Genomic DNA, 24,594 nt, shown 5'->3' on the forward strand with positions numbered 1-24,594 from the left:
TGCCTCATCGCTTCCCGCTGTCAATCCAGGAAGGGCGATGAGCGTTACACTTCATGTCTGCATCACCTGCCGCGCCGGCCAGACGCCGGCGGAAGGTGAGCTCGCGCCCGGTGCACGCCTGCATGCCGCGCTTGTCGAGGCCGGCGTGCCTGATGACGTCAATCTGGTTCCCGTCGCATGCCTGTCGGCCTGCAGCCAGGGTTGCTCGGTCGCGCTCAGCGCGCCGGGGCGCTGGTCCTATGTCTACGGCCGACTGTCCGCTGATAATGCCGCGGATGTGATCGCCGGTGCCTCCGCCTATGCGGCGGCGCCCGACGGCATCGTGCCGTGGCGCAGCCGTCCGGAAATCTTCCGCAAGCAATCGCTCGCCCGCATTCCACCTCTTCCCGTCGTGCCGGAGGCCGCAGAATGACCACGCTCGCCAAAATTCCGGTCACCGTCGTGACCGGCTTTCTCGGCTCCGGCAAGACGACGCTGATCCAGCATCTGATCCGCAATGCCAACGGCAAGAAGCTCGCGGTGCTGGTCAACGAATTCGGCAGCGAAGGCGTCGACGGCGACATCCTGAAGTCGTGCGCCGACGCCAATTGTCCGGCCGAGAACATCGTCGAACTCGCCAATGGCTGTATCTGCTGCACCGTCGCCGACGATTTCATCCCGGCGATGGAGCAGTTGCTGGCGCGGAACGTGAAGCCCGATCACATCGTGATCGAAACTTCCGGGCTCGCGCTGCCGAAGCCGCTGCTGAAAGCGTTCGACTGGCCGGAGATCCGTTCGCGGATCACGGTCGACGGCGTGATCGCGCTCGCCGACGCCGAGGCCGTCGCCGCCGGCCGTTTTGCGCCTGATCCGGCCGCGGTGGATGCGCAGCGTGCGGCGGACGACAATCTCGACCACGAGACGCCGCTGTCGGAAGTGTTCGAGGACCAGATCGCATGTGCCGATATCGTGCTGCTGACCAAGGCGGACCTCGCGGGGGCGGAGGGGATCAAGGCAGCGAAAGAGGTGATCGCGGCCGAGATGCCGCGCGAGGTGCCGATGTTGCCCGTCGTCGACGGCACGATCGACGCGCGCGTAATCCTCGGGCTCGGGGCGGCGGCGGAAAGCGATCTCGCGGCGCGGCCGTCGCATCACGATGGCGAGGAGGAACACGAGCACGACGATTTCAATTCCGTCGTGATCGATCTTCCGGAAGTTTCGGATGTCGACGCGCTGGTCGCCTCGATCAAGGGGCTGGCGCGCGAGCAGAACGTGCTGCGCGCCAAGGGCTACATCGCGGTCGAAGGCAAGCCGATGCGGCTGTTGGTGCAATCGGTCGGCGAGCGGGTGCGGCATCAGTTCGACATGCCCTGGGGCGCCCGGGCGCGGCAGTCGAAGCTCGTCGTGATCGGCGAACATGCCGACATCGATGAAGCCGCGATCAGGGCACGGCTTGGTGTCTGATGCACGTCGTCTTCCGCGAGAGCCGCGGCCTTGAGGAGACCGCGACGCCAAGGGACCTCGGCCAGGATCCGGCCGATCTCGTGGTGTTGTCGTTTTCCGACAGCGATCTTGCTGCCTTCGCGGCCGGCTGGCGGCGCGGCCGTGCTGCGCTGCCGTCGCTGCGGCTCGCCAATCTCGCGGAGCTGCGCCATCCGCTGTCGGTCGATACCTATATCGAGCGGACGCTCTCGCACGCCCGCGGCATTCTGGTGCGGCTGATCGGCGGCGAGCCCTATTGGTCATACGGGCTGGCCGCGGTGCATCGGCTGGCGAAGGAGCGCGGCATTGCCCTGGTGGTGCTGCCGGCGGATGGCCGCGACGATCTGCGGCTCGATGAATTCTCGACCTTGCCGGTCTCGACGCTGCGCCGTCTGAAGGTGCTGTGCGACAAGGGCGGCCCGGTTGCCGCGCAGGCCGTGATCGCGCAACTGGCGCTGGCGTCCGGACTCTATGCCGGGCCGGTGGTCGGCGAGATCGATCTTCCCGAGATCGGCGTCTACGATTCCCGGCGCGGTGCCATCACGGCGTTGCCGGCACCGGACGGCCGGCCGCGCGTGCTGGTGACGTTCTATCGTTCCTACCTCGCGGCAGGCGATACGGCGCCGGTCGATGCATTGATCGATGCATTGCGTGAGAGGGGCTTTGATGCCCACGGTGTGTTCGTCACCTCGCTGAAGGCGGCGGGCGTGGCCGATTGGCTGCGCGCTCAGTTTGCGCAATGCGCTCCAGCGGCGATCGTCAATGCGACCGCGTTTTCCGCGGCCGGTGACGACGGCACGACGCCGTTCGACGCTGCATCATGCCCGGTGTTCCAGGTCGCGCTGTCGACCGCGCGGCGCGAGGATTGGGCCTTGTCGCTCCGCGGGCTCTCGCCCGGCGATCTCGCGATGCATGTGGTGCTGCCGGAGGTCGACGGCCGCCTGTTCACAGGGGTCGTGAGCTTCAAATCGCCTGGTGAGCGCGATCTTGAGCTGCAATTCGCGCATCTTGCGCATCGACCGGATGCCGAGCGCGTCGCTGCAGTTGCCGCACGCGTGGCCGCCTGGCATCGGCTTGCCAGCAAGCCGGCACAGGAGAAGCGGCTCGCGCTGGTGCTCTCGAACTATCCCGGCCGCCCGCATCAGATCGCGCATGCCGTCGGCCTCGATGCGCTTGCCTCGGTCGGGGCGATGCTGGCTGATCTTGCGGGCGCGGGATTTGACCTTGAGCCGGTGGAGTCACTGGGCGACATTCTTTTGCGCAGGAATTTGACGTGGAACGTCGCCGACTATCGTGCGGCGCTTTCCGGCCTTCCCGAGCTGCTGCAGGGCGATCTCAGCCGCGCATGGGGCGCGCCGGAAGATGATCCCGATTGCCGTGACGGCGCATTTCATTTCGCGGCGATCTGCTGCGGCAAATCGGTCATCGCCGTTCAGCCGGAGCGCGGTGAGGTGGGACAGCGCGACGCCGACTATCACGATCTGGCGCGCACGCCGCGCCATGCCTATGTCGCGTTCTATCTGTGGCTCAGGCGGCAGGCCATCGATGCCGTCGTCCACATCGGCGCGCACGGAACGCTGGAATGGCTGCCCGGCAAGTCGGTTGCGCTGTCGCCCGCATGCTGGCCGGAGGCGCTGATCGGCGATCTGCCTGTTGTCTATCCCTTCATCGTCAACGATCCCGGCGAGGCGGCGCAGGCCAAGCGCCGGATCGGTGCCGTGACGATCGGTCATCTGCCGCCGCCACTGGCACAGGCCGCGGTCCCCAAGGGCTTGCGCAATCTTGAGCGCTTGCTCGATGAGTATTCGACCGCCGATGGTCTCGATCCGGCGCGCCGGCAGCGCCTGATCGCCGCGATCCGCGACGAAGCGCGCATCGCCGGGCTGGAGGACGATCTCGGTCTCGCCGCGTCGGTCTCCGCGGCCGAGGCCATTCCGCAGATCGATCGTTTCGTCTGCGACCTCAAGGAAAGCCAGTTCGGCGACGGCCTGCATGTGTTCGGGCAGGGAGCTTGCGGTGAGGCGGAGAAGGAGGCGTTGCTTGGTGCGCTCGCCGGCCGGCGTGTTGCGCCGGGGCCGTCGGGCTCGCCCTATCGCGGGCGCAGCGACGTGCTCCCGACCGGGCGCAATCTGTTTGCGGTCAATCCGCGCGCGGTGCCGACGCCGTCGGCGCATGCGCAAGGCGTGAAGCTTGCTGAAGAGCTGCTGCGCCGTCATTTGCAGGATCACGGCGACTGGCCGAAGGGACTCGTGGTCGACCTCTGGGGCTCCTCGACGATGCGCACCGCCGGCGAGGACTTTGCGATGGCCCTGCATCTCGCGGGCATCGCGCCGCGCTGGGATCACGGCTCGGGGCGGGTGTCGGGCTACGACATCATCGCGCCGGCAGAGCTCGGCCGGCCGCGCATCGACGTCACGCTGCGCGTGTCGGGGCTGTTCCGCGACGTCTTCTCAGGGCTGGCCCAGTTATTCGAAGCCGCGGCGGAGGCGTTGTCCGAACGCAGCGACGAGGCGGACGAGAATCCTTACCGGCAGCGCATCGCGCGCGTGTTCGGTCCTCGCCCCGGACATTATGGCGTTGGCATTTCGTCGGTCCCCGACGTCTTCACACCGGAGGCGCGCGAGGCGGCCGGCGAAGCCTGGTTGTCGGCATCGTCGTGGGCTCTCGCATCCGACGGCGAGATGCGGCCCGATCGCGCCGGCATCGAGGCGCGGCTCGCGGCTGCGGACAGTTTTGTTCACACCCAGGATCTGCCGGAGACCGATCTGCTGCTGGCGGCCGACTACGCCGCGCACGAGGCGGGCATCGCGGCGGCGGCGAGGCGCCTTGGCACGAAAGCCCCATCGCTCTATCACCTCGATGCGACGCGGCCGGATCAGCCGCATGCCCGGGCGTTGACCGAGGAAATCTCACGGGTGGTGCGAGTGCGCGCGGCCAACCCTGCCTGGATCGCGGGCATGATGCGCCATGGCTTCCGTGGTGCCGCCGAAATCACAGCGACGTTGGAGCACATGGCGGCGTTCGCCCATCTTGCCGGCGCGGTGCCGCCGCATCTGTTCGATCTCTACTACGATGCGACGCTCGGCAATGACGAGGTTCGCGGCTTCATGGCGCGCGAGAACCCGGCGGCGCTGGCTGCGATCGAAACCTGCTTCGCGAGATTGCATGAAGCCTCGCTCTGGCAGACGCGGCGCAATTCGATCGCGGCTGCGCTGCAGGAGGCCTCATGAGCGCGGTTGCGGTCAAGGGCTGGTGTCCAGGCGCGCTGCGGCCGATGCAGTCAGGCGATGGCCTCGTGGTGCGCATTCGCCCGCGCGGCGGACGGCTGGACGCGGCGCAGGCAGCGGGAATCGCCAGGCTGGCGGCGCGATACGGCAACGGCCTGATCGACCTGACCAGCCGCGCCAATCTCCAGATTCGCGGCGTCAGCGATGAAGCTTATCCGCCCCTGGTCGATGGGCTCGCTGAACTCGGGTTGCTGGACACGGACTCGAATACCGAGGCGCAGCGAAACATTCTGGTGACGCCGTTCTGGACTGTCGCCGACGAGACGCGCTCGCTTGCGACCGAGCTTGAGCAGGGGCTTGCCGGTGCCTCGTTTGATCTTCCAACCAAGTTCGGCTTCGCAATCGATGATGGCAATGCGCGGATGCTGGCGGATGCGTCCGCCGATATCAGGATCGAGCGCGATCGCGGCCGGGGACTGCTGGTGCGGGCCGATGGCGCGCAGCGCGGGCTTTCGGTCATGCGGAGCGAGGCCGTTCAGGTCGCGTTGGCGCTGGCCGAATGGTTTGTCACCTCCGGCGGAACCAGGGGTGAGCGGCGACGGATGGCGGCTCATCTCGCCGGCGGCGCGAGCCTGCCGCAGTCGCTTCGCGGTGATGCCGAACCAGTCGGCCAATCGTCGAGTCCCGTGCCGGGCATCTATCCAATGGGCGCGATGGTTGGCGTCGCCTTCGGGCAAATGCCGCACCAGACGCTCAACGATCTCGCCGGCTGCGCGCGGGCTCTCCGCATGACGCCGTGGCGGATGATGCTGGTGGAGGGGATGCGCGAGATGCCCGGTGGGGCGGACCTCGTGACTGATGCCGGCGATCCGAGGCTTCGTGTGGTCGCCTGCAGCGGCGCACCGCGCTGCGGCGATGCGCATGCGGATACGCGTATGCTGGCGTCGGCGCTCGCGCGGCATATCCCACCTGATGCGCGGCTTCACGTCTCCGGCTGCGCCAAGGGCTGTGCCCATTCCGGTGCTGCGGATGTTACCCTCGTTGCGACAGACAACGGCTTTGATCTGATCCGCCGCGGCACGACGCGGGATGCGCCGGTCATCCGAGGGTTGAGCAGTCCGTACCTCGTCGCAAATCCCTCCGTGCTGACGGGAGGCCGCTGATGCCGCACGTCTACGAGACCGACGGCGCAGCGATCTATCGCCAGTCCTTTGCCACCATCCGCTCCGAGGCCGATCTTGCCCGCTTCACGCCAGACGAAGAGCCGGTGGTCGTGCGCATGATCCATGCCGCCGGTATGGTAGGCTTGGAAGCGCATGTGCGCTTCACATCAGGCATGGCTGCGCGCGCGCGAGCCGCCTTGCAGGAGGGCGCGCCAATCCTCTGCGACGCGCGCATGGTGTCGGAGGGAATCACGCGCGCGCGGCTGCCGGCCGGCAATGCCGTGATCTGCACGCTCGGCGATGTCAAGGTACCTGCGCTTGCGCAATCGATACGCAACACGCGCTCCGCGGCAGCGCTCGAGCTGTGGCGGCCGCATCTGGCCGGTGCCATCGTCGCGATCGGCAATGCGCCGACGGCGCTGTTCCATCTGCTCAACATGCTGGAGGATCCGGATTGCCCACGGCCGGCGGCGATCATCGGCTGTCCGGTCGGCTTTGTCGGCGCGGCGGAATCCAAGGCGGCATTGATGGCTGAGCCCCCCGCGCCGGCGCTGACGGTCGAGGGACGGCTCGGTGGTTCGGCGATCACGGTTGCCGCCGTCAATGCGCTGGCGAGCCGGAGCGAATAGCGATGGGACGCATCATCTGCTGCGGCCTCGGCCCAGGCGATCCGGACCTGATGAGCGTGCGCGCCGACCGCGTTGTGCGTGCCGCGAAGCACGTCGCCTATTTTCGCAAAAAGGGCCAGCCGGGGCAGGCTCGCCGCATTGTCGAAGGCTTGCTCGCCGCAGACGTCAGCGAATATCCGATGGAATATCCGGTCACCACGGAAATCGCGTTCGACAGTCCGGACTATGCGCGGCTGCTTGCCGACTTCTATGACGAATGGGCCGAGCGCCTGGCGCGATTTGCGCGCGCGGTCGACATCGTCGTGCTCTGCGAGGGCGATCCCTATTTCTATGGTTCATTTATGCATCTGCATGCACGGCTGCAGGGGCGTGTCGAGATCGAGGTGATCGCCGGCATTCCCGGCATGGTCGGCTGCTGGAATTCGGTGGGTCAGCCGATTGCGCTGGCCGACGATGTGACGACCGTTCTGATGGGGACGCTGCCGGAGGCGGAGCTCGCCGAGCGGATGCGCAGCTCCGACGCGCTGGTCGTCATGAAGACCGGTCGCAATCTTCCGAAGATTCGCCGCGCGCTGGCGTCCGCGGGGCGCCTCGATGATGCGTGGCTGGTCGAACGCGGCACCATGCCGGATCAGCGCGTCGCACGGCTTGCAGATGTCGGCGAGGCCGATTGTCCGTATTTTGCGATCGTGCTGGTGCACGGGCAGGGACGGCGAAGGGAGGCCGCGCAATGACCGGCACGCTGACCATCGCGGGGCTCGGACCGGGCGCCGAGGCGCTGATCACGCCGGAGGTCGCTGCTGCGCTCGCGGCCGCGACCGACATCGTCGGCTATGCGCCCTATGTGACGCGCGTGCCGCCGCGCGCCGGGCTCACGCTGCATCCCTCGGACAATCGCGTGGAGTCGCAGCGCGCCGCTGACGCGCTGCGGCTCGCGTCGGAAGGAGGCCACGTCGTCGTGGTTTCCTCGGGCGATCCCGGCGTGTTTGCGATGGCATCGGCCGTGTTCGAAGCGCTGGAGGACGCGCCGCAATGGCACGACCTGCCGATTCGCGTTCTGCCCGGCGTGACGGCGATGCTGGCGGCGGCGGCAAGCGCCGGCGCGCCGCTCGGTCATGATTTCTGCGCGATCAATCTCTCCGACAATCTCAAGCCCTGGCCGCTGATCGAGAAACGCCTGCGGCTTGCGGCCGAAGCGGATTTCGCGATCGCGATGTACAATCCGCGCTCGGCCAGCCGGCCGGAAGGTTTTGGGCGCGCGCTCGAGATCTTGCGCGAGGCCGGCTGTGACGAGCGGATCGTGGTGTTCGCGCGCTCCGTCAGCACGCCCGAGCAGCGGATCGAGACGGTCGAACTGCGCGACGCAAGGCCAGACATGGCCGACATGCGGACGCTCGTGATCGTCGGCAATTCGGCGACACGGCGGGTCGGCCGCTGGGTCTATGCGCCGAGGCAGGTCCGATGACCGAGCCATTGCATCGCCTCGCTCACGCTTTCCACCCGCGGCCTCTCGGGCAACAGTGGCCGCGTGATCATGATGACGGGAAGGCCGAGCACGCGGGCGGCGTCGATCTTGGCGCGCGCGCCGGTTCCGCCGGAGTTGCGGGCGACGATCCACTCGATGCGACGCGTGCGCATCATCGCGAGCTCACCCTCGAGCGTGAAGGGGCCGCGCGAGACGATCACGTCGGCATCGGGCAATGGAAGCGCTTGCTCGGGCGGGTCGACGAACCGCAACGTATAGGCATGCTGCGGCCGGGCGCCGAACGGCGCGACGTGCTGGCGGCCGATCGCGAGGAACACGCTGGCGCGGCTGTCCGGCAAGGCCGCGGCCGCGGAGACGACGTCCGCGACTTCGATCCAGCGATCGCCCGCGGCTTTGTCCCAAGGCGCGCGCTCAAGCGCGAGCAGGGGCGTTGCGGTTTGCGCGCAGGCCGCGATGGCGTTGCGGCTCATCTCGGCGGCGAAGGGATGCGTCGCATCGACCACATGCGTGATGGCTTCGCGGTGGAGATAGTCGGCAAGACCGTCGACGCCGCCGAAGCCGCCGATCCTGGTCGGCAGCGGCTGGTCGGCTGGCGTGCGGGTGCGGCCGCCATAGGAATAGACCGCATCGATCCCCGCGCGTGCGATCGCAGCGGCGAGCAGATTGGCATCGGCCGTTCCGCCCAGGATCAGGGCGCGCATCATGGATAATCCCTGGTTGACCATCATCGGCATCGGCGAAGATGGCCTTGCCGGCCTCTCCGATGCAAGTCGAAAGGCGCTCCGTGAAGCCGAAACAGTTTTCGGCGCCCAACGGCACCTCGCGCTCGTCGGCATCACCGACCGCGGCCGTGCCTGGCCGGTGCCGTTCGATGCGAACATCGTGCTGAGCTGTCGCGGCCGTCCGACGGCGGTGCTCGCGTCGGGCGATCCGTTCTGGCATGGCGTCGGCGGAAGCCTTGTCGAGAAGCTGCAGGCCGGTGAGTGGGTCGCGCACTCCGCGCCGTCGACGTTCTCACTGGCGGCGGCTCGTTTGGGCTGGCGTATCGAGAATGCTGTCTGTCTCGGTCTTCATGCCGCGCCGTTCGAGCGGCTGTTGCCGCATCTCGTGCGCGATGCGCGGATCATCTGCCTGCTGCGTGACGGCAAGGCAGCTTCCGACCTTGCGCGCTGGCTGACGGAGCGTGGTTGGGGGGCGTCGGCAATATGGACGCTTGCGGCGCTTGGCGGACCGCGTGAATGCATCACGCAGCATCGCGCCGACTCGTATGCGGGTGATTCAGGCGAGAGCCTGGTCGCGATCGCGCTGGAGGCGCGGGGAGCGCAGGGAATCGCACGCAGCTCAGGTCTTGCCGATGCGCTCTTTGTGCATGACGGGCAACTGACAAAGCGGCCGGTCCGCGCGCTTGCGCTGTCGGCGCTTGCGCCGCGGCCCGTTGAGCGGCTGTGGGATGTCGGCGCGGGCTCGGGCTCGATCTCGATCGAATGGGCGCTGTGTGGAGGGACGGCGATCGCCGTCGAAGCCCGCACCGAACGCGCCGCCAACATCCGCAGCAATGCGGCGAGCTTCGGCTTGACGCATCGGATCACCGTCATCGAGGGCGAGGCGCCCGGCGCTTTATCGGACCTCGCGGCGCCCGATGCGGTGTTCATCGGCGGCGGCCTCGACGCTGATATGTTCGATGCGATCTGGTCGCAGATCGCGCCGTGCACGCGGCTGGTCGCGCATGCGGTGACCCTGGAGACAGAGGCGCTGCTCTGCGATCTGCACCGGCGTCATGGCGGCGAGTTGATGCGCCTCGAGATCGCGCAGGCCGAGCCATTGGGCCGCTATCGCGGCTGGAAGGCCGCGCGGCCGATCGTGCAATGGAGCGCGCTCCGATGAAGGTCGCTGGTCTCGGATTCAGGCGCAATGCCAGTGTCGCGTCCTTGCGCGGCGCCCTCGACGCGGCCGGCGGGCCCAAAGGCCTTGCGGCAATTGCAACGGTGAGTGACAAGGCCGATGCGGCGGCATTGAGGGACTTGGCGCGGGAATTGGGGCTGCCGGTCCGGAGTATTCCCGCCGGGGTCCTGGCTGAAATAAAGACTGCAACGCAATCTGAGCTTATCAAAGCGAGGTTCGGAACGGGCTCGGTCGCCGAGGCTGCGGCGATCGCTGCAGCAGGGCGCGGTGCGCGCCTGATCTCGGTCAGGGCCGCGTCACGGGATCGGATGGCCATCGCGGCGATCGCGGAAGGAGACGGCGAATGACGGTGCATTTCATCGGCGCAGGGCCTGGCGCTGCCGATTTGCTGACCCTGCGCGGGCGCGATCTCATCGCCTCGTGCCCGGTTTGTCTCTATGCCGGATCGCTGGTGCCACCGGATGTTCTGGCGCATTGTCCGCCGGATGCGCGCATCGTCAACACCGCGTCGCTGTCGCTCGACCAAATCATTGCCGAGATCGCTGCCGCGGATGCGGAGGGCAAGGACGTTGCGCGGCTGCATTCGGGCGATCTCTCGGTCTGGTCGGCGATGGGCGAGCAGCTGCGCCGGCTGCGCGCGTTGCAGATTCCGTATTCGGTCACGCCCGGGGTGCCGGCCTTCTCGGCGGCTGCGGCGGCGCTGGAGGCCGAGCTGACGCTGCCGGGCCTTGCGCAATCGGTGGTGCTGACGCGCACGCCGGGCCGAGCGAGCGCGATGCCGGATGGCGAGACGCTCGCAGCCTTTGCCGCGACCGGCGCGGTGCTGGCGATCCATCTTTCGATCCATCTGCTCGACAAGGTCATGGCCGAGCTCACGCCGCACTACGGCGCGGATTGCCCGGTTGCGATCGTCTGGCGCGCGAGCTGGCCGGACCAGCGCATCGTGCGCGGCACGCTCGCGACGCTCGATACCGCCGTCGGCCCCGAGCTCGAACGCACTGCGCTCATTCTGGTCGGCAAGACGCTCGGCGCGGACGAATTCGCCGAGAGCCGTCTCTATGCAGCTGACTATGACCGTCGCTACCGTCCGGTCGGGGCGGCGCCGCGTTTTCCGGAATCGTCGCCGGAATCATCGCAATGACCGCGGCGCTCGTCATCTCTGCGCCGGCATCCGGTGTCGGCAAGACGACGCTGACCCTGGCGTTGGCGCGCGCCTATCGCAATCGTGGTCTCAAGGTACAATGCCTCAAGAGCGGGCCTGATTACATCGATCCCGCCTTTCACGCGGTCGCCACGGGACACCCGTCGGTCAACATCGATAGCTGGGCGATGGCGCGCGAAGCGATCGCGCATTTGGCAGGCCGCGGCGCGGACACCGATCTCGTGCTGGCGGAAGGCTCGATGGGACTGTTCGACGGCGTCGCCGCGCGGGGCGTCTCGGGGACCGGCGCCACCGCCGACATCGCCGAGATGATGGAGTGGCCGGTGTTGCTGGTGATCGATCCCTCCGGTCAGGCGCAGACCGCGGCGGCGGTCGCGGCTGGATTGCGTGATTTTCGCGCCGGCGTTCGGCTTGCGGGCGTCGTCCTCAATCGCGTCGCGAGCGCGCGGCATGAAGCGCTGGTGCGCAGTGCCATGGCGGGCGCGGGCATTCCGGTATTGGGATCGCTGCCGCGCCACGCCGAGATCGCCTTGCCGAAGCGTCACCTGGGCCTGGTACAGGCCGAAGAGCAGGCTCAGATCGACGGTCTGATTGACGAAGCCGCACGCTTCGTCGCCGAGCATGTCGATCTCGACGCCGTGCTGAAATCGGCCGAGGTCTGGTCGCCGCAATCCGCCGTGCCCAGCCCGGACATCACGCCGCCCGGCCAGCGCATTGCGCTGGCGCGCGATACCGCATTCTCGTTCGTCTATCCGCACATGCTGGAAGCCTGGCGCGCGGCCGGCGCTGAGATCGTGACGTTCTCGCCGCTTGCGGACGAAGGCCCCGACGCGGACGCCGATGTGTGCTGGCTGCCCGGCGGCTATCCCGAACTGCATGCCGGCCGGCTTTCGGCCAACAGGCGATTTTTCGGGCGGCTCCGCGCCTTCGCCGCGACGCGGCCGGTGCACGGCGAATGCGGCGGCTACATGGTGCTGGGCGCCGCGCTGACCGACGCCGACGGCGTGCGCCACGAGATGGCGGGCCTGCTCGGCCTTGAGACGAGCTATGCCAAGCGCCGCATGCATCTGGGCTACCGGCTCGCCGAGCTTGCCGCGCCGATGCCCGGCCACGGCCCGGGCGCACGGCTGCGCGGCCACGAGTTTCATTATTCGACGATCATCGCGCAGCCCGACACGCCGCTCGCGGTGGTGCGTGATGCGACCGGTACGATCGTTGCGGAGACCGGATCGCGGCGCGGCTGTGCGACGGGTACATTCTTCCATCTGATTGCGGAGGACCGGTGAGCGGATTCGTTTCCTTCGTCTCGGCCGGTCCCGGCGATCCCGAACTCCTGACCATGAAGGGAGCGGCGCGGCTGCGCAAGGCCGATGTGGTGCTCTATGACGATCTTGCCTCGGGCGCGATCCTCGATCTCGCGCGCGCCGGCGCCAACCTCGTCGCGGTCGGCAAGCGCGCCGGCCGCCTGTCGGCGAAGCAGCACCATGTCAGCCGGCTGCTGGTCGATTATGCCACCGCCGGCGTGCGGGTCGTGCGGCTGAAATCCGGCGACGCCGGTATTTTTGGACGGCTCGAGGAGGAGATCGAAGCGCTGCGCGCGGCCGGCATCGGCTACGAAATCATTCCCGGTGTGACCTCGGCCTCGGTTGCCGCCGCGCAGGCCGGCATTCCGCTGACGCGTCGGCTGACCTCGCGCCGGGTCCAGTTCGTCACCGGCGCCGATGTGACGGGCGAATTGCCCGCGGATCTGAACTGGGCGGCGCTGGCCGATCCGGAAGCGACCACCGTCGTCTACATGGGGCGGCGGACCTTCCCGGCATTGGCCGCAAGGCTGATCGCGCACGGCCTCGCGCCCGACACGCCCGCACTGCTGGCGGAATCGCTCGGGCACACCGACGAGCGGCTGCTTCGCACCACGATCGCAGCGCTGGCCGAACAGCTCACGCATGCCGGCGCGGCCACGGCGGCTGCCGTTATCCTGTTCGGTGCGCTGGCGCCGGAACAAGGGTGACGCGGCCATGTTGACGCTGTCCCTGATCGGCATCGGTTGTGGTGATCCCCGGCAGCTCACTTTCGCCGCGACCGCCGCGATCAATGCCGCCGACCTGATCCTGATCCCGCGCAAGGGGACGGCGAAGTCGGATCTCGCCGAGTTGCGTCGCACCATCTGCGCAGAAGCGTTGAGCAATGACTGCACACGCATTGCCGAGTTCGACCTGCCGGTGCGTGACGCCGGTGAGGAGGACTATCGCAAGGGTGTGGACGATTGGCACGATGCGATCGCCGCGACGTGGTCGCAGGAAATCGCGCGCCATCTCGGCGGGGAGGGACGCGTCGCCCTGCTGATCTGGGGCGATCCCTCGCTCTACGATTCGAGCCTGCGGATTGCGAGACGGCTCGATCCGTTGCCATCGATCGAGGTGATCCCGGGCATCACGTCGATCCAGGCGCTGTGCGCGGCGCATGCGCTGCCGCTCAATGAGATCGGCGAGCCGTTCCTCGTGACGACCGGCCGGCGGCTGCGCGATGGCGGCTGGCCGCCCGGCCTCGACACCGTGGTCGTGATGCTCGACGGCGGCGCCGCCTTCCAGACGCTGGATCCTGCCGGACTGCAAATCTGGTGGGGCGCCTATCTCGGCATGCCCGATCAGATCATCATGGCGGGGGAACTGGCAGAGGTGGGCCCTCGCATCGTCGCCGCGCGACGAGAGGCACGTGAGCGGCACGGCTGGATCATGGACAGCTATGTCCTGAAGCGGAGATCGTGATCCAGATTTTGCTCCGGCGGCATTCCATCCAGCGGGGCCGCTAGGTCTTCAACCCGCGAATCGAGGGCTGGATGGTCAGGCGGTAAGCGACAAGCTTGTCGCCATCGAACTGCTCGAGGGGCGTCTCGCAAACCGGGCAGCGATACTCGCCCTCGCTTCCTGACCCGGATGCCAGCTCAAGGCGTCGGAATCCAGCCCCGCAACGCGGGCATGTGACGTCGTCCTTCTTCATCAACTCACCCCAGAACAACACCGGCGCTCCTTTTAGCCCAGACCGCGCGGCGGAACTATGTTCATGGCCGGAGAGCTACCGGATCATTCGTGCATGGAAGCGGCGGTGCGTCGTCGAGCGGGCGACAGCGCAGCCGATCGCGCGGAGCCGATTTTCAACGCGTTATGCAAGTTCGGCAATGGGTTATGGCTCGGCTCTTAAAGAGCATGGGCCGCTGGACCGTGCAGCAATAGTGACTGCCATGTCGTTGTGTTCGAGAGAAATGCTGCGTCTGCTCAATACCACGCGCGATCGCCGGCACGCCCGAGGCCCACCGGCGATCAATCGCGATCAGCTATTGCCTGATCAGACGAACCACGTCCTGTCGCAGCAGGTAGAGCGAGACGGCGAGCAGGACGACGTCCTTCATCAGGAAGGGCACGTTACCGGTCATCGCGGGGAAGCCACCGGCGGCAACGTCCCAGCCATCGGGCATGAACGGAATGATGGTGACCGTCGCGATGAAGGTGCCTGTCGAGCCGAGGGCGCCGAGCACGCCGAGCCGCTTGTCCCAGAAGCCCGCGAGCAGCAGCGAACCGAACGTCCACTCAGAGGCGCCAAGGAAGTAGCTGGCGCCGGCGTGGCCGAACGCTGGATACAGCCACCAGATCAGCGGCCCGTTGCTGATGAACGGGACCAGCCGTTCGAACTCGTACGGAAACCACTTCTGGTAACCGAAGAACAGGAACATGATCACCATCGCAGCCCGGACGACGTGATAGTCGAGATCTTCCGCGAGCAGGCCGGACCTATGAAGCGCGCGGACAAGCGGATTTTGTGTGGTGTTGGCAAGCGTGGTCATGGTCGTGATCCTTTTCGCATGACATCGCCCGGTCGCTTCACGCGACTGCCGGGAAGTCGATGTCGGTGTCGTTGATGCGGTTGAAGACGTTGGTGAAGACCGTGGTCGCAAACGCCAGGCTGATCTCGACCAGTTGCGCGTCGCTGTAGCCGGCGGACTTGATCGCGGCGAAATCCTCGTCGCTGACGGTGCCGCTCGACTGCGCGAGCTTGCGCACGAAATGCACAAGCGCATCGCGCTTGGCGTCACCGGTCGGCGCGCCGTCGCGGATCTGCTTGAGCACATCGGCATTCACGCCGGCGAGCCTGGCGAGATGCGAGTGCGCGGCGACACAATAATCGCAGCCGCTGGCAGCGCTGATCACGAGCTTGACGATCTCCAGGTCGCGCCGGGGCAGGCTGCCGCCAGTCAGGACGGCATCGGCCGCGAGGATCGATTTGAGCGCGGCCGGACCGTGGGCGGCAATCGCCGCGTAGGTGTTCGGGACGGCGCCGATCGCCTTCTTGATCTGGGCGTAGATCTGGCCGGACGGGCCGGTAGCGGTTTCGAGATTGGGGGTTGAGAGGCGAGACATGGTGGCACTCCTTGTTTGGGGTGGTGAACGATTGCGGAGTGACAATAGGATCGAGATTTGAGACATTGAATGTTAATATTGCTCGTTTATATGCTCCATCGTCTCATGAACTGCTTCAGGGGAATTTGGCTATGGATTGGCTGAGCCGGCTGTTCGAGATGATGCCGGTGCGCGGGCGGCTCGACCTGCGCTGCAGCTACAGCGTGCCCTGGCGTATCGAGCAGGGACCGGGTGTAACCAGCGAAATCCCCTATCATGCGGTGCTTGCCGGCTCGGCGATCCTGGACGACGCCGCGGGCGGACGGCCGTTGCTGCTGAAGCCCGGCGACATCCTCCTGCTTCCCGGCAACCCGCGACACGTGATGCACGACGGAAGCGGGGCGACACCGCTGCCGGCGCGCAACCGGGCGGCGGAGAATTTCACGATCAGCGAAAACCTCGGATCGGACGAACGGCTTGACCTGTTGTGCGGGCACTTCGCGATTGCACCGCCACACGACCGTCTGTTGCGCGGTTATCTTCCGCCGCGCCTTGTCGTGCATGCCGGCACGCGTGCGGGAAAGGGAACGGCTGCACAGCTCGCCGGGCTCGTGTCGCTGATGCGCAGCGAAACGGCCGACGATCATCTGGGCGGCCACGCCATGCTGAATGCGCTATCCACGGCAATGTTCGCGCTTGTGCTGCGGCTTGCCAGCGAGACCGATGCAACGTCACGGGGACTTCTCGCCCTGGTCGGTGATCCCAGGCTCGCGCCGGCCGTGGTCGCCATGTTCAAGGAGCCCGCGCGCGCGTGGTCGCTGCCGGAGCTCGCACGGCTTTGCAACATGTCGCGCGCGACGCTGGCACGGCAGTTCCAGGACAAGCTCGGGCGATCGGCCAGCGATCTGCTCACCGATATCAGGATGACACTTGCGGCGAACGAGTTGAAGGGATCATCGCTTTCGACGGGCGCCGTGGCAGAGATGGTCGGGTATCAATCGGAGGCTGCCTTTCAGCGCGCCTTCAAGAGCCACATGGGCGTGACGCCGGCGCAGTGGCGAAAGACGCAGCCGCCGGAACAGGACGTGTCGTCGGAATCTGCCGTGCCGGCTGATCGGAAAGGCAGTTCGCCGACTGTGGATGCTTAGCGTCCTCCGTGCCTCGCGTACGTTTCGGTGCGCGAGGCGCAGAGGGCGCTCGATCAAGACTTGCGATGCCTTGCGTTGACCGCGATCGCGGCGGCGGCGGTGCGGTTCTCGACCCCGAGCTTGGCGTAGATCTGCTCGAGGTGCTTGTCGACGGTGCGCGGGCTGAGGCCGAGGATCTGCGCGATGTCGCGGTTGGTCTTGCCCTTGGACAGCCAGGACAGCACCTCGCCCTCGCGGGTGGTCAGGCCGAGCTCGCTGGAGAACTCGGCCGGCATGTCGCCGCTGGTGTCCTTGGCGAGCCGCAGCAGGAATTCGTTGGGCCCGAGCTTGCCCATATATTGCAGCCGAAGCTGTTCGTTGCCGGGGAACGACGCCACGGTCGCTGTCTTCTTTCCCGTGCCGCCCTTCTGCGCCTGCTCGAGCCATTGCGGCATCGGGTCCGGCAGCGCGAAATTGTCGGCGGCGTCGGCGAGCGTATCCGACAGCAGTCGCTGTGCCTGCGGCGTCGCCCACAGCAGCGCGCCGGCGCTGTTCACGGCGAGCAGATAGCGGCCGGAGACGTCGAGCGCCGCGCGGGCGCTTTGCGTCATCCGCGCATTGGCGAGATGGACCCGGATGCGCGCGAGCATCTCCTCGACCACGATCGGCTTCGTGACATAGTCGACGCCGCCGGCCTCCAGCCCGCGCACGATATGCTCGGTTTCGGCGAGGCCCGTCATGAAGATGATCGGCACGCCGTCGAGCCCTGCGTCGCGCTTCAGCCGCCGGCAGGTTTCGAAACCGTCCATGCCGGGCATCACGGCATCGAGCAACACGATATCGGGCGTGATCTGTTCGACGATGCGCATCGCCGAGGCGCCGTCGAGCGCGACCATCACGGTCATGCCAGCGCCGTCGAGCGCATCGGTCAAGAGACGCAACGTCTCGGGTGAGTCGTCGACGACGAGCGCGACGTCGCGCTTCTTCTGTTCAATGGTCATAGCTGTGCAATGTCTTCAACGTCGCCATATATTGATCGAGATCGAACCGGTCGATCAGTGTGCGCATCTGGCCGACGAAATCGGCATGTTCGGGACACTCATTGCCGATCTCGTCGAGCTTGAGCTGGATCGCCCTGACATAGCCGAGCTGGCCGAGGCTGATCAGCTCTTCGACATATTTCACCGGCGGCCGCGAACCGCTCTCGGGCTTCCATTGCGGAGGCGGGGCCGGCTCGGCCTCATACTGCCACTCGATCTTGAGCAACTGGCGGATGGTCTCGAGCAGCCGCGGGATGTCGATCGGCTTCATCAGGTAGCCGTCATGGAATGGCTGCGCCAGCGGCGCGCCATGAGCCTCCAGCGCGCTGGCCGAGATCATCAGGATCCGCGCCTGGTGATGGCCTTCGGAGCGCAGGGTTTCGGCGACCGTCCAGCCGTCCATGCCCGCCATCGAGATGTCGAGCAGAAATAAGTCCGGCCGGCAATGCTGTGCGAGGGCAAGGCAGCCCGGTCCGTCCGGCGCGCTGAGCAGGATGAAGCCGAGCGGCGTCAGGATCTCGCGCAACAGGTCGCGGTGGGTCGGGTCGTCGTCGGTGATCAGGATGGTCTTGCGCGGACCGTGATAGCCGTACACGGGAGCATCGACCGGTGCATCGCGCCGCGGATTGGTGACCTCCGACAGCAGCAGCTTGACGCGGAAGGTGCTGCCGGTGCCGACCGTGCTCAGGACCTTGATGTCGCCGCCCATCACGCCCGCGAGCAGGCGGCTGATGGTCAGGCCAAGCCCGGTGCCGGTCTGCGGCTGGGTGACGCCGAGCGCACCGCGCTCGAACGGCGCGAAGATCCGCTCGAGGTCGTCGGGCTGGATGCCCGGCCCGGTATCGATCACCTCGAACTCTGCGACCGGGCTGCGGTAATGCACCACGAACTGGACCTGGCCGGATTGCGTGAACTTGATCGCGTTCGACAGCAGGTTGATCAGGATCTGACGCAGCCGCTTCTCGTCGGCATAGACCACGACGGGCAGCACGGCAGGCCGTTTGAACACGAAGTCGATGCCTTTTGCTGCGGCTTGCAGGCGGAACATGCCGACCAGCTGCTCGAGGAAATCGTTCAGCCGCACTTCGTCGCGCGACAGGTAGAGCCGGCCGGCCTCGATCTTGGAGATATCGAGGATGCCGTCGATCAGCCCAGACAGATGATCGGCGCTGCGGCGGACGACGCGCACCTGCTCGCGCGGCCGCACCTGCAGGCTGTCGTCCTGCTCCAATAGCTGCGCGTAGCCGGAGATCGCATTCAGCGGCGAGCGAAGCTCGTGGCTGAGGCCCACGACGTAGCGGCTTTTGGCGAGATTGGCTGACTCGGCGACTTCCTTGGCGCGCTGCAGTTCGGCGTCGGTGCGCTTGTGGGCGTCGATCTCCTGGATTAGCAGCGTGGTCTGGCGGCGTGTTTCCGCTTCCGCGGCGCGCCGGCTTTGTTGCGCCAGCACGAACAGCCAGGCGACCACGCCGATGATGAGGGTCAGCGCAAAGAACACCTTCCAGAGCACGTCGGCCAGCAATTCATTGGCATGCACGGCCGCCGTGGTCTGCAGGTAGATCAGGCCGAGCACCAGCGCCACGAGGCCGGCTGAGACGGCGAACACGCCGAGGTAATGCCCGAGCTGTGAATTGATGCGGGCGTAGATCGGCTGCGGCATCACCTTGCCCAGCGCGTCCGAGACCTGTGCGCCGATCCGGCCATGCGGCTTGCAGAGGTCATGGCAGCGTGCGTCGAGCGAGCAGCACAGTGAGCAGATCGGGCCTGCATAGGCCGGGCAGGAAGCCATGTCCTCGGGCTCGAACGCATGCTCGCAGATGCAGCACTGGATCGACTCGATGTTCTGCCAGCTCCGCTTCGGCTTGCGGGCGATGTAGTACTTGCCGTCGGTGGCCCAGGCGATCAGGGGAGCCGTGACGAACGCGACCGCAAGCGCAACGAAGGCCGACAGCGCCTTCGCGGTCGGGCCGAACAGGCCGTAGAACGCGCTGATCGAGACCACGGTGGCGATCGTCATCGCGCCGACGCCGACCGGATTGATATCGCAGAGATGGGCGCGCTTGAACTCGATGTGCTGCGGCCGCAGGCCGAGCGGCTTGTTGACGACGAGATCGGCGACCAGCGCGCCGACCCAGGCGATCGCGACGTTGGAGTAGAGCGCGAGCGTCTGCTCCAGCGCCTTGTAGACACCGATCTCCATCAGCAGCAGCGCGACGACGACATTGAACACCAGCCACACCACGCGGCCCGGATGCGAGTGGGTGAGGCGGGAGAAGAAATTCGACCAGGCGATCGAGCCGGCATAGGCGTTGGTGACGTTGATCTTGACCTGCGACAGGATCACAAATGTCCCGGTCAGCGCCATTGCCAGATCCGGCTGCGACAGCACGTAGCGGAAGGCTTCGAGATACATGTTGGCCGGCTCGGCCGCGTGCTCGGCCGAGACGCCGTGGCTGAGCGCGAAGAAGGCCAGGAACGAACCGGCCAGCAGCTTGAGCGCGCCGAGCACGATCCAGCCGGGACCGGCGCTCAGCAGCGCGATCCACCAGGCCTTGCGCGAGGTGCGGCGGTCGCGCGGCAGAAAGCGCAGGAAGTCGACCTGCTCGCCGATCTGCGCCACCAGCGCGAACACGACGGAGGCGGCGGTGCCGAACAGCAGCAGGTCGAGAGTCCCTGCGGGATCGCCGTGATCGCCGGCGAATTTGCGCCACTCGGTGAAGGAATGCGGATTGGCCCAGGCGATCGCCGCGAACGGCATGATGTGGAGGATGATCCACAGCGGCTGGGTCCAGAGCTGGAAGCGGCTGATCAGCGTGATGCCGTAGATGACCAGCGGAATGATCACGACTGCGCTGATCAAATAGCCGATCGGTCGCGGGATGCCGAAGCACATGTCGAGCGCGCTGGCCAGGATCACCGCCTCGATCGCGAAGAAGATGAAGGTGAAGGAGGCGTAGATCAGCGAGGTGATGGTCGAGCCAATATAGCCGAAGCCGGCGCCGCGGGTCAGCAGGTCGATGTCGATGCCGCTTTTCGCGGCATGGTAGGCGATCGGCAGCCCGCAGAGGAAGATGATGACGCTGACGACCAGGATCGCGGCGGAGGCGTTCATCGCGCCGTAATTCAGCGTGATGGTGCCGCCGATCGCCTCCAGCGCGAGGAAGGAGATCGCGCCGAGCGCGGTGTTGGCGACGCGGGCGGCGGACCAGCGCCGCGCGCTCTTGGCGGTGAAGCGCAGCGCGTAGTCTTCCAGCGTCTGGTTGGCGACCCATTGATTGTACTGGCGCCTGACGCGGTCTATCCGCTGCCGCCCTGCCACTCGTTTGAACTCCTGGTCCACGATGCGCTGATCGCGGGCAAATCCCGTACCAAAAACCTACGTCGCTATTTTGCGGTGCAGTATACGCGATCTCACGTATCAGTGCGCTGCACAAAAGTGAGCAATCCTCGCCTGATCAATAAGCGTTCTCGAACCAGATGGGGTGCTCATGTCAGACGAACCAAAACCAGGCCTGAAGTCTCCGCTCCGACGCAAGCTCTTGATGGGAATGGCGGCATTGCCGGCCGTTTCGATGCTGGGCCGTCCGGCATTTGCCGACGTTCCTGCAACCTCTGCGGTCAATACCACGGGTCTTGCAGTCACCGATAGCGAAGTCACGGTCGGCATCCTGCATTCCGTCACCGGCACCATGGCGATCTCCGAGACCGGGTCGGTCGAGGCCGAGAAGCTCGCGATCGAGCAGATCAATGCCGCCGGCGGCGTGCTCGGCCGCAAGATCAAGTTCATCCAGGAAGACGGCGCCAGCGACTGGCCGACCTTCGCGGAAAAGGCCAAGAAGCTGCTGGTCAACGACAAATGCGCGGCCGTAATGGGCTGCTGGACCTCGGCCTCGCGCAAGGCGGTGCTGCCGGTGTTCGAGCAGTACAACGGCATGCTGTACTACCCGACCTTCTATGAAGGCCTCGAGCAGTCCAAGAACGTGATCTACACCGGGCAGGAGGCGACCCAGCAGATCATCGCCGGCCTCGACTGGGTCAACAAGACCAAGGGCGCCAAGAGCTTCTACCTGCTCGGCTCGGACTACATCTGGCCGCGCACCTCGAACAAGATCGCGCGCAAGCACATCGAGAACCATCTGCAGGGCTGCAAGGTGGTCGGCGAGGAATACTTCCCGCTCGGCTCGACCCAGTTCAACTCGGTCATCAACAAGATCAAGCTGACCAAGCCGGACGTGATCTACGCGATCATCGTCGGCGGCTCCAACGTCGCATTCTACAAGCAGCTCAAGGCGGCCGGCATCGACTTGTCCAAGCAGACGCTGCTCACGATCTCGGTCACCGAGGACGAGATCGACGGCATCGGCGGCGAGAACATCGCCGGCGCCTATGCCTGCATGAAATACTTCCAGTCGCTCGACAATCCGAACAACAAGGCCTTCGTGCCCGCCTTCAAGAAGATGTGGGGCGAGAAGACCGTGATCGGAGACGTCACCCAGGCTGCCTATCTCGGTCCGTGGCTGTGGAAGTTGACGGTGGAGAAGGCCGGCTCCTTCGACATCGACAAGGTGGCGGCCGCGTCGCCCGGCGTCGAGTTCAAGGGCGCGCCGGAAGGTTACGTCCGGATCCACGAGAATCATCACCTCTGGTCGAAGACCCGCGTCGGACGCGCCAAGGCCGACGGCCAGTACGAGCTGATCTACGAGACCGCCGATCTCGTCGAGCCGGATCCGTTCCCCAAGGGCTACCAGTGAGCCTGTAGCCCGCATGAGCGGGGCGATATGCGGGACCGTCCCGGGTATCGCACCCGCTCACCCGGGCTACGAAGCTCCACAACGCATCGTGGCGTGGACGTCATCGTCCACGCCGCGGAACGAGCGTCGCTTGACCGGCGGCGCGTGCCCCTTGGAATGACGGAGGACCAGATGTTCGGCGACTATTCGATCAGCGATCTCGGCGCCATCCTTGCGATGCAGGGATTTGCCGGGCTCATCCTGTTCTCCGTCTATGTGCTGATGGCGCTGGGGCTTGCCATCATCTTCGGCCAGATGGGCGTCATCAACATGGCCCATGGCGAGTTCATGATCCTGGGGGCGTACGTCACCTGGATGACGTCGAACGCCGTGCAGCACGTCGCGCCCTGGCTGTTCCCCGGTTACTTCTTCATCGCAATGATCCTCGCGTTCATTGCGTCAGGCGCGCTCGGCATGCTGGTCGAGTGGGCGCTGATACGCCATCTCTACAAGCGTCCGCTCGACACGCTGCTGGCGACCTGGGGCCTCAGCCTGATCCTGCAGCAGGCCTATCGTTCGGTCTTCGGCGCGCGCGAGGTCGGCGTCGAACTGCCGGAATGGATGATGGGCTCCTGGCAGGCGACCGACTCCATCCAGATTCCGATCAACGGCATGTTCGTGATGGCGCTGACCATCCTGATCACGATCGCGGTCGCCTATGTGCTGTTCTGGTCAAGCTGGGGCAAGCAGGTACGCGCCGTGGTGCAGAACCGCGTGATGGCGGGCGCCGTCGGCATCAACACCGAGAAGGTCGATCGTTACACCTTTGGCCTCGGCTGCGGCATCGCCGGGATCGCCGGCTCGGCCTTCACCATGATCGGCTCGACCGGACCGACCGCCGGCCAGCTCTACATCGTCGACACCTTCCTGGTCGTCGTGTTCGGCGGTGCGGCTTCGCTGTTCGGCACCATCGCCTCCGCCTTCTCGATCTCGCAGACCCAATCGACGCTGGAATTCTTCCTGTCGGGATCGATGGCCAAGGTGATCACGCTGCTGACGATCGTCGCGATCCTGATGGTGCGTCCGCAGGGGCTCTTCGCGCTCAAGGTCCGCAAATAAGAACAAGCAGGCTGGTCATGATCATCAACTCGCGCTTTTTCAATCGCTCCGAACTGCTCGGCTTCCTTGCGCTCGCAGTGCTGTTGTTTGTCATCCTGCCGCTGTCGCTGGATATCTTCCGCCTCAACCTCGTCGCCAAATATTTGACCTACGCCTTCGTCGGGATCGGCCTCGTGCTGTGCTGGGGCTATGGCGGCATCCTGAGCCTGGGGCAGGGCGTGTTCTTCGGCCTCGGCGGCTACTGCATGGCGATGTACCTCAAGCTCGAGGCGTCGTCGGTCGCGAACACCAAGATCCAGTCGACGCCGGGCATCCCCGACTTCATGGACTGGAACCAGCTCACCTCGCTGCCTTTCTTCTGGAAGCCGTTCCACAGCTTCCCGGTCACGCTGCTTGCGATCTTGCTGGTTCCCGCGGTCTTCGCGCTGATCATCGGTGCCGCGATGTTCAAGCGTCGGGTCGGCGGCGTGTACTTTGCCATCATCACGCAAGCGATCGCCGCGATCCTCACTATTCTGATTGTCGGGCAGCAAGGCTACACCGGTGGCATCAACGGCATTACCGACTTACGCACGCTGCACGGCTGGGACATCCGCACCGATCACGCCAAGTTCATTCTGTATTTCGTCGAGGTTGTGCTGCTGTTCGGCTGCATCTGCGTCGCGCAGTTCATCCGCCTGACAAAACTCGGGCGCATCCTGGTGGCAATGCGGGAGCAGGAGGATCGCGTGCGCTTCTCCGGTTACAGCGTCGCCAACTTCAAGATCTTCGCATTCTGCGCCGCGGCGGTGTTTGCTGCGATCGGCGGCGCCATGTTCACGCTCGAGGTCGGCTTCATGTCGCCGTCCTTCGTCGGCATCGTGCCGTCGATCGAGATGGTGATCTACACCGCGGTCGGCGGCCGGATGTCGATCTTCGGCGCAGTCTGGGGCGCGCTCCTGGTCAATTTCGCCAAGACCAGCCTCTCGGAGTCCTTCCCGCAGCTCTGGCTGTTCGGCCTCGGCGCGCTGTTCATCGCGGTCGTGCTCGCCTTCCCGAACGGGCTCTCCGGCATCTGGGCGGACCACGTCCAGCCGCGCATCGATCGCCTGCTGGCATCACGCAAATCGAAATCGGCGGCCGGCCTGATCGCCGACGGCGCACCGGCCGAGTGA

The 24,594-nt window shown here is 66.2% G+C and carries 22 protein-coding genes; 17 read left to right on the plus strand and 5 right to left on the minus strand.

Annotated elements, in window-relative coordinates:
* The first annotated feature begins 37 nt into the window (after positions 1-37).
* From ACVMDN_RS11075 to cobJ, 7 genes are read left to right on the plus strand one after another with little or no spacing between them, the layout of a single operon-like run.
* Complete coding sequence (locus ACVMDN_RS11075; protein WP_028331460.1) at positions 38-412, plus strand: DUF1636 family protein; 375 nt, start codon at positions 38-40, stop codon at positions 410-412.
* Positions 409-1,443: a cobalamin biosynthesis protein CobW gene (gene cobW, locus ACVMDN_RS11080; protein WP_057015891.1), complete on the plus strand. Its 1,035-nt coding sequence runs from the start codon at positions 409-411 to the stop codon at positions 1,441-1,443. Before ACVMDN_RS11075 ends, cobW begins: the two co-directional genes overlap by 4 nt.
* Positions 1,443-4,691 (plus strand): cobaltochelatase subunit CobN, encoded by a 3,249-nt coding sequence (gene cobN / locus ACVMDN_RS11085; RefSeq protein ID WP_141339888.1) that lies wholly within the window; start codon positions 1,443-1,445, stop codon positions 4,689-4,691. Before cobW ends, cobN begins: the two co-directional genes overlap by 1 nt.
* On the plus strand, positions 4,688-5,851 hold the full coding sequence (cobG, locus tag ACVMDN_RS11090; protein WP_141339889.1) for a precorrin-3B synthase: 1,164 nt from the start codon (positions 4,688-4,690) through the stop codon (positions 5,849-5,851). The genes cobN and cobG overlap by 4 nt, the downstream gene beginning before the upstream one ends.
* Positions 5,851-6,480: a precorrin-8X methylmutase gene (locus ACVMDN_RS11095; protein WP_141339890.1), complete on the plus strand. Its 630-nt coding sequence runs from the start codon at positions 5,851-5,853 to the stop codon at positions 6,478-6,480. Before cobG ends, ACVMDN_RS11095 begins: the two co-directional genes overlap by 1 nt.
* Before the next feature lie 2 nt (positions 6,481-6,482).
* The gene (locus ACVMDN_RS11100) at positions 6,483-7,214 is read left to right on the plus strand and encodes a precorrin-2 C(20)-methyltransferase (RefSeq protein ID WP_057015895.1); all 732 of its coding nucleotides are present in this window, start codon (positions 6,483-6,485) and stop codon (positions 7,212-7,214) included.
* The gene (gene cobJ / locus ACVMDN_RS11105) at positions 7,211-7,945 is read left to right on the plus strand and encodes a precorrin-3B C(17)-methyltransferase (protein ID WP_076833496.1); all 735 of its coding nucleotides are present in this window, start codon (positions 7,211-7,213) and stop codon (positions 7,943-7,945) included. Before ACVMDN_RS11100 ends, cobJ begins: the two co-directional genes overlap by 4 nt.
* Here cobJ and ACVMDN_RS11110 read toward each other — a convergent pair.
* Positions 7,921-8,670 (minus strand): cobalt-precorrin-6A reductase, encoded by a 750-nt coding sequence (locus ACVMDN_RS11110; protein WP_456835220.1) that lies wholly within the window; start codon positions 8,668-8,670, stop codon positions 7,921-7,923. The genes cobJ and ACVMDN_RS11110 overlap by 25 nt on opposite strands.
* Here ACVMDN_RS11110 and cbiE point away from each other — a divergent pair.
* From cbiE to cobF, 6 genes are read left to right on the plus strand one after another with little or no spacing between them, the layout of a single operon-like run.
* Positions 8,669-9,850: a precorrin-6y C5,15-methyltransferase (decarboxylating) subunit CbiE gene (cbiE, locus tag ACVMDN_RS11115; RefSeq protein ID WP_076833500.1), complete on the plus strand. Its 1,182-nt coding sequence runs from the start codon at positions 8,669-8,671 to the stop codon at positions 9,848-9,850. The genes ACVMDN_RS11110 and cbiE overlap by 2 nt on opposite strands.
* Positions 9,847-10,215 carry a cobalamin biosynthesis protein gene (locus tag ACVMDN_RS11120; protein ID WP_253624102.1) on the plus strand — a complete coding sequence of 123 codons (369 nt, stop codon included), beginning with the start codon at positions 9,847-9,849 and terminating at the stop codon, positions 10,213-10,215. Before cbiE ends, ACVMDN_RS11120 begins: the two co-directional genes overlap by 4 nt.
* On the plus strand, positions 10,212-11,009 hold the full coding sequence (cobM, locus tag ACVMDN_RS11125; protein ID WP_076833501.1) for a precorrin-4 C(11)-methyltransferase: 798 nt from the start codon (positions 10,212-10,214) through the stop codon (positions 11,007-11,009). Before ACVMDN_RS11120 ends, cobM begins: the two co-directional genes overlap by 4 nt.
* Positions 11,006-12,316 carry a cobyrinate a,c-diamide synthase gene (locus ACVMDN_RS11130; protein WP_456835219.1) on the plus strand — a complete coding sequence of 437 codons (1,311 nt, stop codon included), beginning with the start codon at positions 11,006-11,008 and terminating at the stop codon, positions 12,314-12,316. The genes cobM and ACVMDN_RS11130 overlap by 4 nt, the downstream gene beginning before the upstream one ends.
* Positions 12,313-13,041, plus strand: a complete 729-nt coding sequence (cobA, locus tag ACVMDN_RS11135) for a uroporphyrinogen-III C-methyltransferase (RefSeq protein ID WP_057015901.1) — start codon at positions 12,313-12,315, stop codon at positions 13,039-13,041. The genes ACVMDN_RS11130 and cobA overlap by 4 nt, the downstream gene beginning before the upstream one ends.
* A gap of 7 nt (positions 13,042-13,048) precedes the next feature.
* Positions 13,049-13,798, plus strand: coding sequence for a precorrin-6A synthase (deacetylating) (gene cobF / locus ACVMDN_RS11140; protein WP_456835218.1), 750 nt, complete (start codon positions 13,049-13,051; stop codon positions 13,796-13,798).
* Between the two features lie 566 nt (positions 13,799-14,364).
* Here cobF and ACVMDN_RS11145 read toward each other — a convergent pair.
* Both ACVMDN_RS11145 and ACVMDN_RS11150 read right to left on the minus strand, forming a co-directional pair.
* A complete protein-coding gene (locus ACVMDN_RS11145; protein WP_057015903.1) occupies positions 14,365-14,871 on the minus strand; it encodes a YkgB family protein in 507 nt (168 codons plus the stop codon).
* A gap of 37 nt (positions 14,872-14,908) precedes the next feature.
* On the minus strand, positions 14,909-15,445 hold the full coding sequence (locus ACVMDN_RS11150; protein ID WP_057015904.1) for a carboxymuconolactone decarboxylase family protein: 537 nt from the start codon (positions 15,443-15,445) through the stop codon (positions 14,909-14,911).
* Positions 15,446-15,576: 131 nt separating this feature from the next.
* Here ACVMDN_RS11150 and ACVMDN_RS11155 point away from each other — a divergent pair, with 131 nt between their 5' ends.
* Positions 15,577-16,572 carry an AraC family transcriptional regulator gene (locus ACVMDN_RS11155; protein ID WP_057015905.1) on the plus strand — a complete coding sequence of 332 codons (996 nt, stop codon included), beginning with the start codon at positions 15,577-15,579 and terminating at the stop codon, positions 16,570-16,572.
* A gap of 53 nt (positions 16,573-16,625) precedes the next feature.
* On the opposite strand, the gene ACVMDN_RS11160 is transcribed toward ACVMDN_RS11155, so the two are convergent.
* Together ACVMDN_RS11160 and ACVMDN_RS11165 are read right to left on the minus strand one after the other, a co-directional pair.
* A complete protein-coding gene (locus ACVMDN_RS11160; protein WP_076833513.1) occupies positions 16,626-17,552 on the minus strand; it encodes a response regulator transcription factor in 927 nt (308 codons plus the stop codon).
* Complete coding sequence (locus tag ACVMDN_RS11165) at positions 17,542-20,910, minus strand: hybrid sensor histidine kinase/response regulator (protein ID WP_076833515.1); 3,369 nt, start codon at positions 20,908-20,910, stop codon at positions 17,542-17,544. The genes ACVMDN_RS11160 and ACVMDN_RS11165 overlap by 11 nt, the downstream gene beginning before the upstream one ends.
* A 169-nt stretch (positions 20,911-21,079) precedes the next feature.
* Here ACVMDN_RS11165 and urtA point away from each other — a divergent pair, with 169 nt between their 5' ends.
* The 3 genes from urtA to urtC all read left to right on the plus strand — a co-directional run bounded on the left by urtA (position 21,080) and on the right by urtC (position 24,594).
* A complete protein-coding gene (gene urtA / locus ACVMDN_RS11170; protein WP_057015907.1) occupies positions 21,080-22,342 on the plus strand; it encodes an urea ABC transporter substrate-binding protein in 1,263 nt (420 codons plus the stop codon).
* 171 nt (positions 22,343-22,513) lie between these two features.
* The gene (gene urtB / locus ACVMDN_RS11175; RefSeq protein WP_076833517.1) at positions 22,514-23,440 is read left to right on the plus strand and encodes an urea ABC transporter permease subunit UrtB; all 927 of its coding nucleotides are present in this window, start codon (positions 22,514-22,516) and stop codon (positions 23,438-23,440) included.
* Positions 23,441-23,457: 17 nt separating this feature from the next.
* Positions 23,458-24,594, plus strand: coding sequence for an urea ABC transporter permease subunit UrtC (gene urtC, locus ACVMDN_RS11180; protein ID WP_057015908.1), 1,137 nt, complete (start codon positions 23,458-23,460; stop codon positions 24,592-24,594).

This window comes from Bradyrhizobium sp. USDA 4510, from assembly GCF_054059095.1.

Coding starts and splice junctions, on each gene's coding strand:
- ACVMDN_RS11075 (WP_028331460.1), top strand. CDS start 38: ATGAGCGTTACACTTCATGTCTGCATCACCTGCCGCGCCGGCCAGACG.
- cobW (WP_057015891.1), top strand. CDS start 409: ATGACCACGCTCGCCAAAATTCCGGTCACCGTCGTGACCGGCTTTCTC.
- cobN (WP_141339888.1), top strand. CDS start 1,443: ATGCACGTCGTCTTCCGCGAGAGCCGCGGCCTTGAGGAGACCGCGACG.
- cobG (WP_141339889.1), top strand. CDS start 4,688: ATGAGCGCGGTTGCGGTCAAGGGCTGGTGTCCAGGCGCGCTGCGGCCG.
- ACVMDN_RS11095 (WP_141339890.1), top strand. CDS start 5,851: ATGCCGCACGTCTACGAGACCGACGGCGCAGCGATCTATCGCCAGTCC.
- ACVMDN_RS11100 (WP_057015895.1), top strand. CDS start 6,483: ATGGGACGCATCATCTGCTGCGGCCTCGGCCCAGGCGATCCGGACCTG.
- cobJ (WP_076833496.1), top strand. CDS start 7,211: ATGACCGGCACGCTGACCATCGCGGGGCTCGGACCGGGCGCCGAGGCG.
- cbiE (WP_076833500.1), top strand. CDS start 8,669: ATGGATAATCCCTGGTTGACCATCATCGGCATCGGCGAAGATGGCCTT.
- ACVMDN_RS11110 (WP_456835220.1), bottom strand. CDS start 8,670: ATGATGCGCGCCCTGATCCTGGGCGGAACGGCCGATGCCAATCTGCTC.
- ACVMDN_RS11120 (WP_253624102.1), top strand. CDS start 9,847: ATGAAGGTCGCTGGTCTCGGATTCAGGCGCAATGCCAGTGTCGCGTCC.
- cobM (WP_076833501.1), top strand. CDS start 10,212: ATGACGGTGCATTTCATCGGCGCAGGGCCTGGCGCTGCCGATTTGCTG.
- ACVMDN_RS11130 (WP_456835219.1), top strand. CDS start 11,006: ATGACCGCGGCGCTCGTCATCTCTGCGCCGGCATCCGGTGTCGGCAAG.
- cobF (WP_456835218.1), top strand. CDS start 13,049: ATGTTGACGCTGTCCCTGATCGGCATCGGTTGTGGTGATCCCCGGCAG.
- ACVMDN_RS11145 (WP_057015903.1), bottom strand. CDS start 14,871: ATGACCACGCTTGCCAACACCACACAAAATCCGCTTGTCCGCGCGCTT.
- ACVMDN_RS11150 (WP_057015904.1), bottom strand. CDS start 15,445: ATGTCTCGCCTCTCAACCCCCAATCTCGAAACCGCTACCGGCCCGTCC.
- ACVMDN_RS11155 (WP_057015905.1), top strand. CDS start 15,577: ATGGATTGGCTGAGCCGGCTGTTCGAGATGATGCCGGTGCGCGGGCGG.
- ACVMDN_RS11160 (WP_076833513.1), bottom strand. CDS start 17,552: ATGACCATTGAACAGAAGAAGCGCGACGTCGCGCTCGTCGTCGACGAC.
- urtA (WP_057015907.1), top strand. CDS start 21,080: ATGTCAGACGAACCAAAACCAGGCCTGAAGTCTCCGCTCCGACGCAAG.
- urtB (WP_076833517.1), top strand. CDS start 22,514: ATGTTCGGCGACTATTCGATCAGCGATCTCGGCGCCATCCTTGCGATG.
- urtC (WP_057015908.1), top strand. CDS start 23,458: ATGATCATCAACTCGCGCTTTTTCAATCGCTCCGAACTGCTCGGCTTC.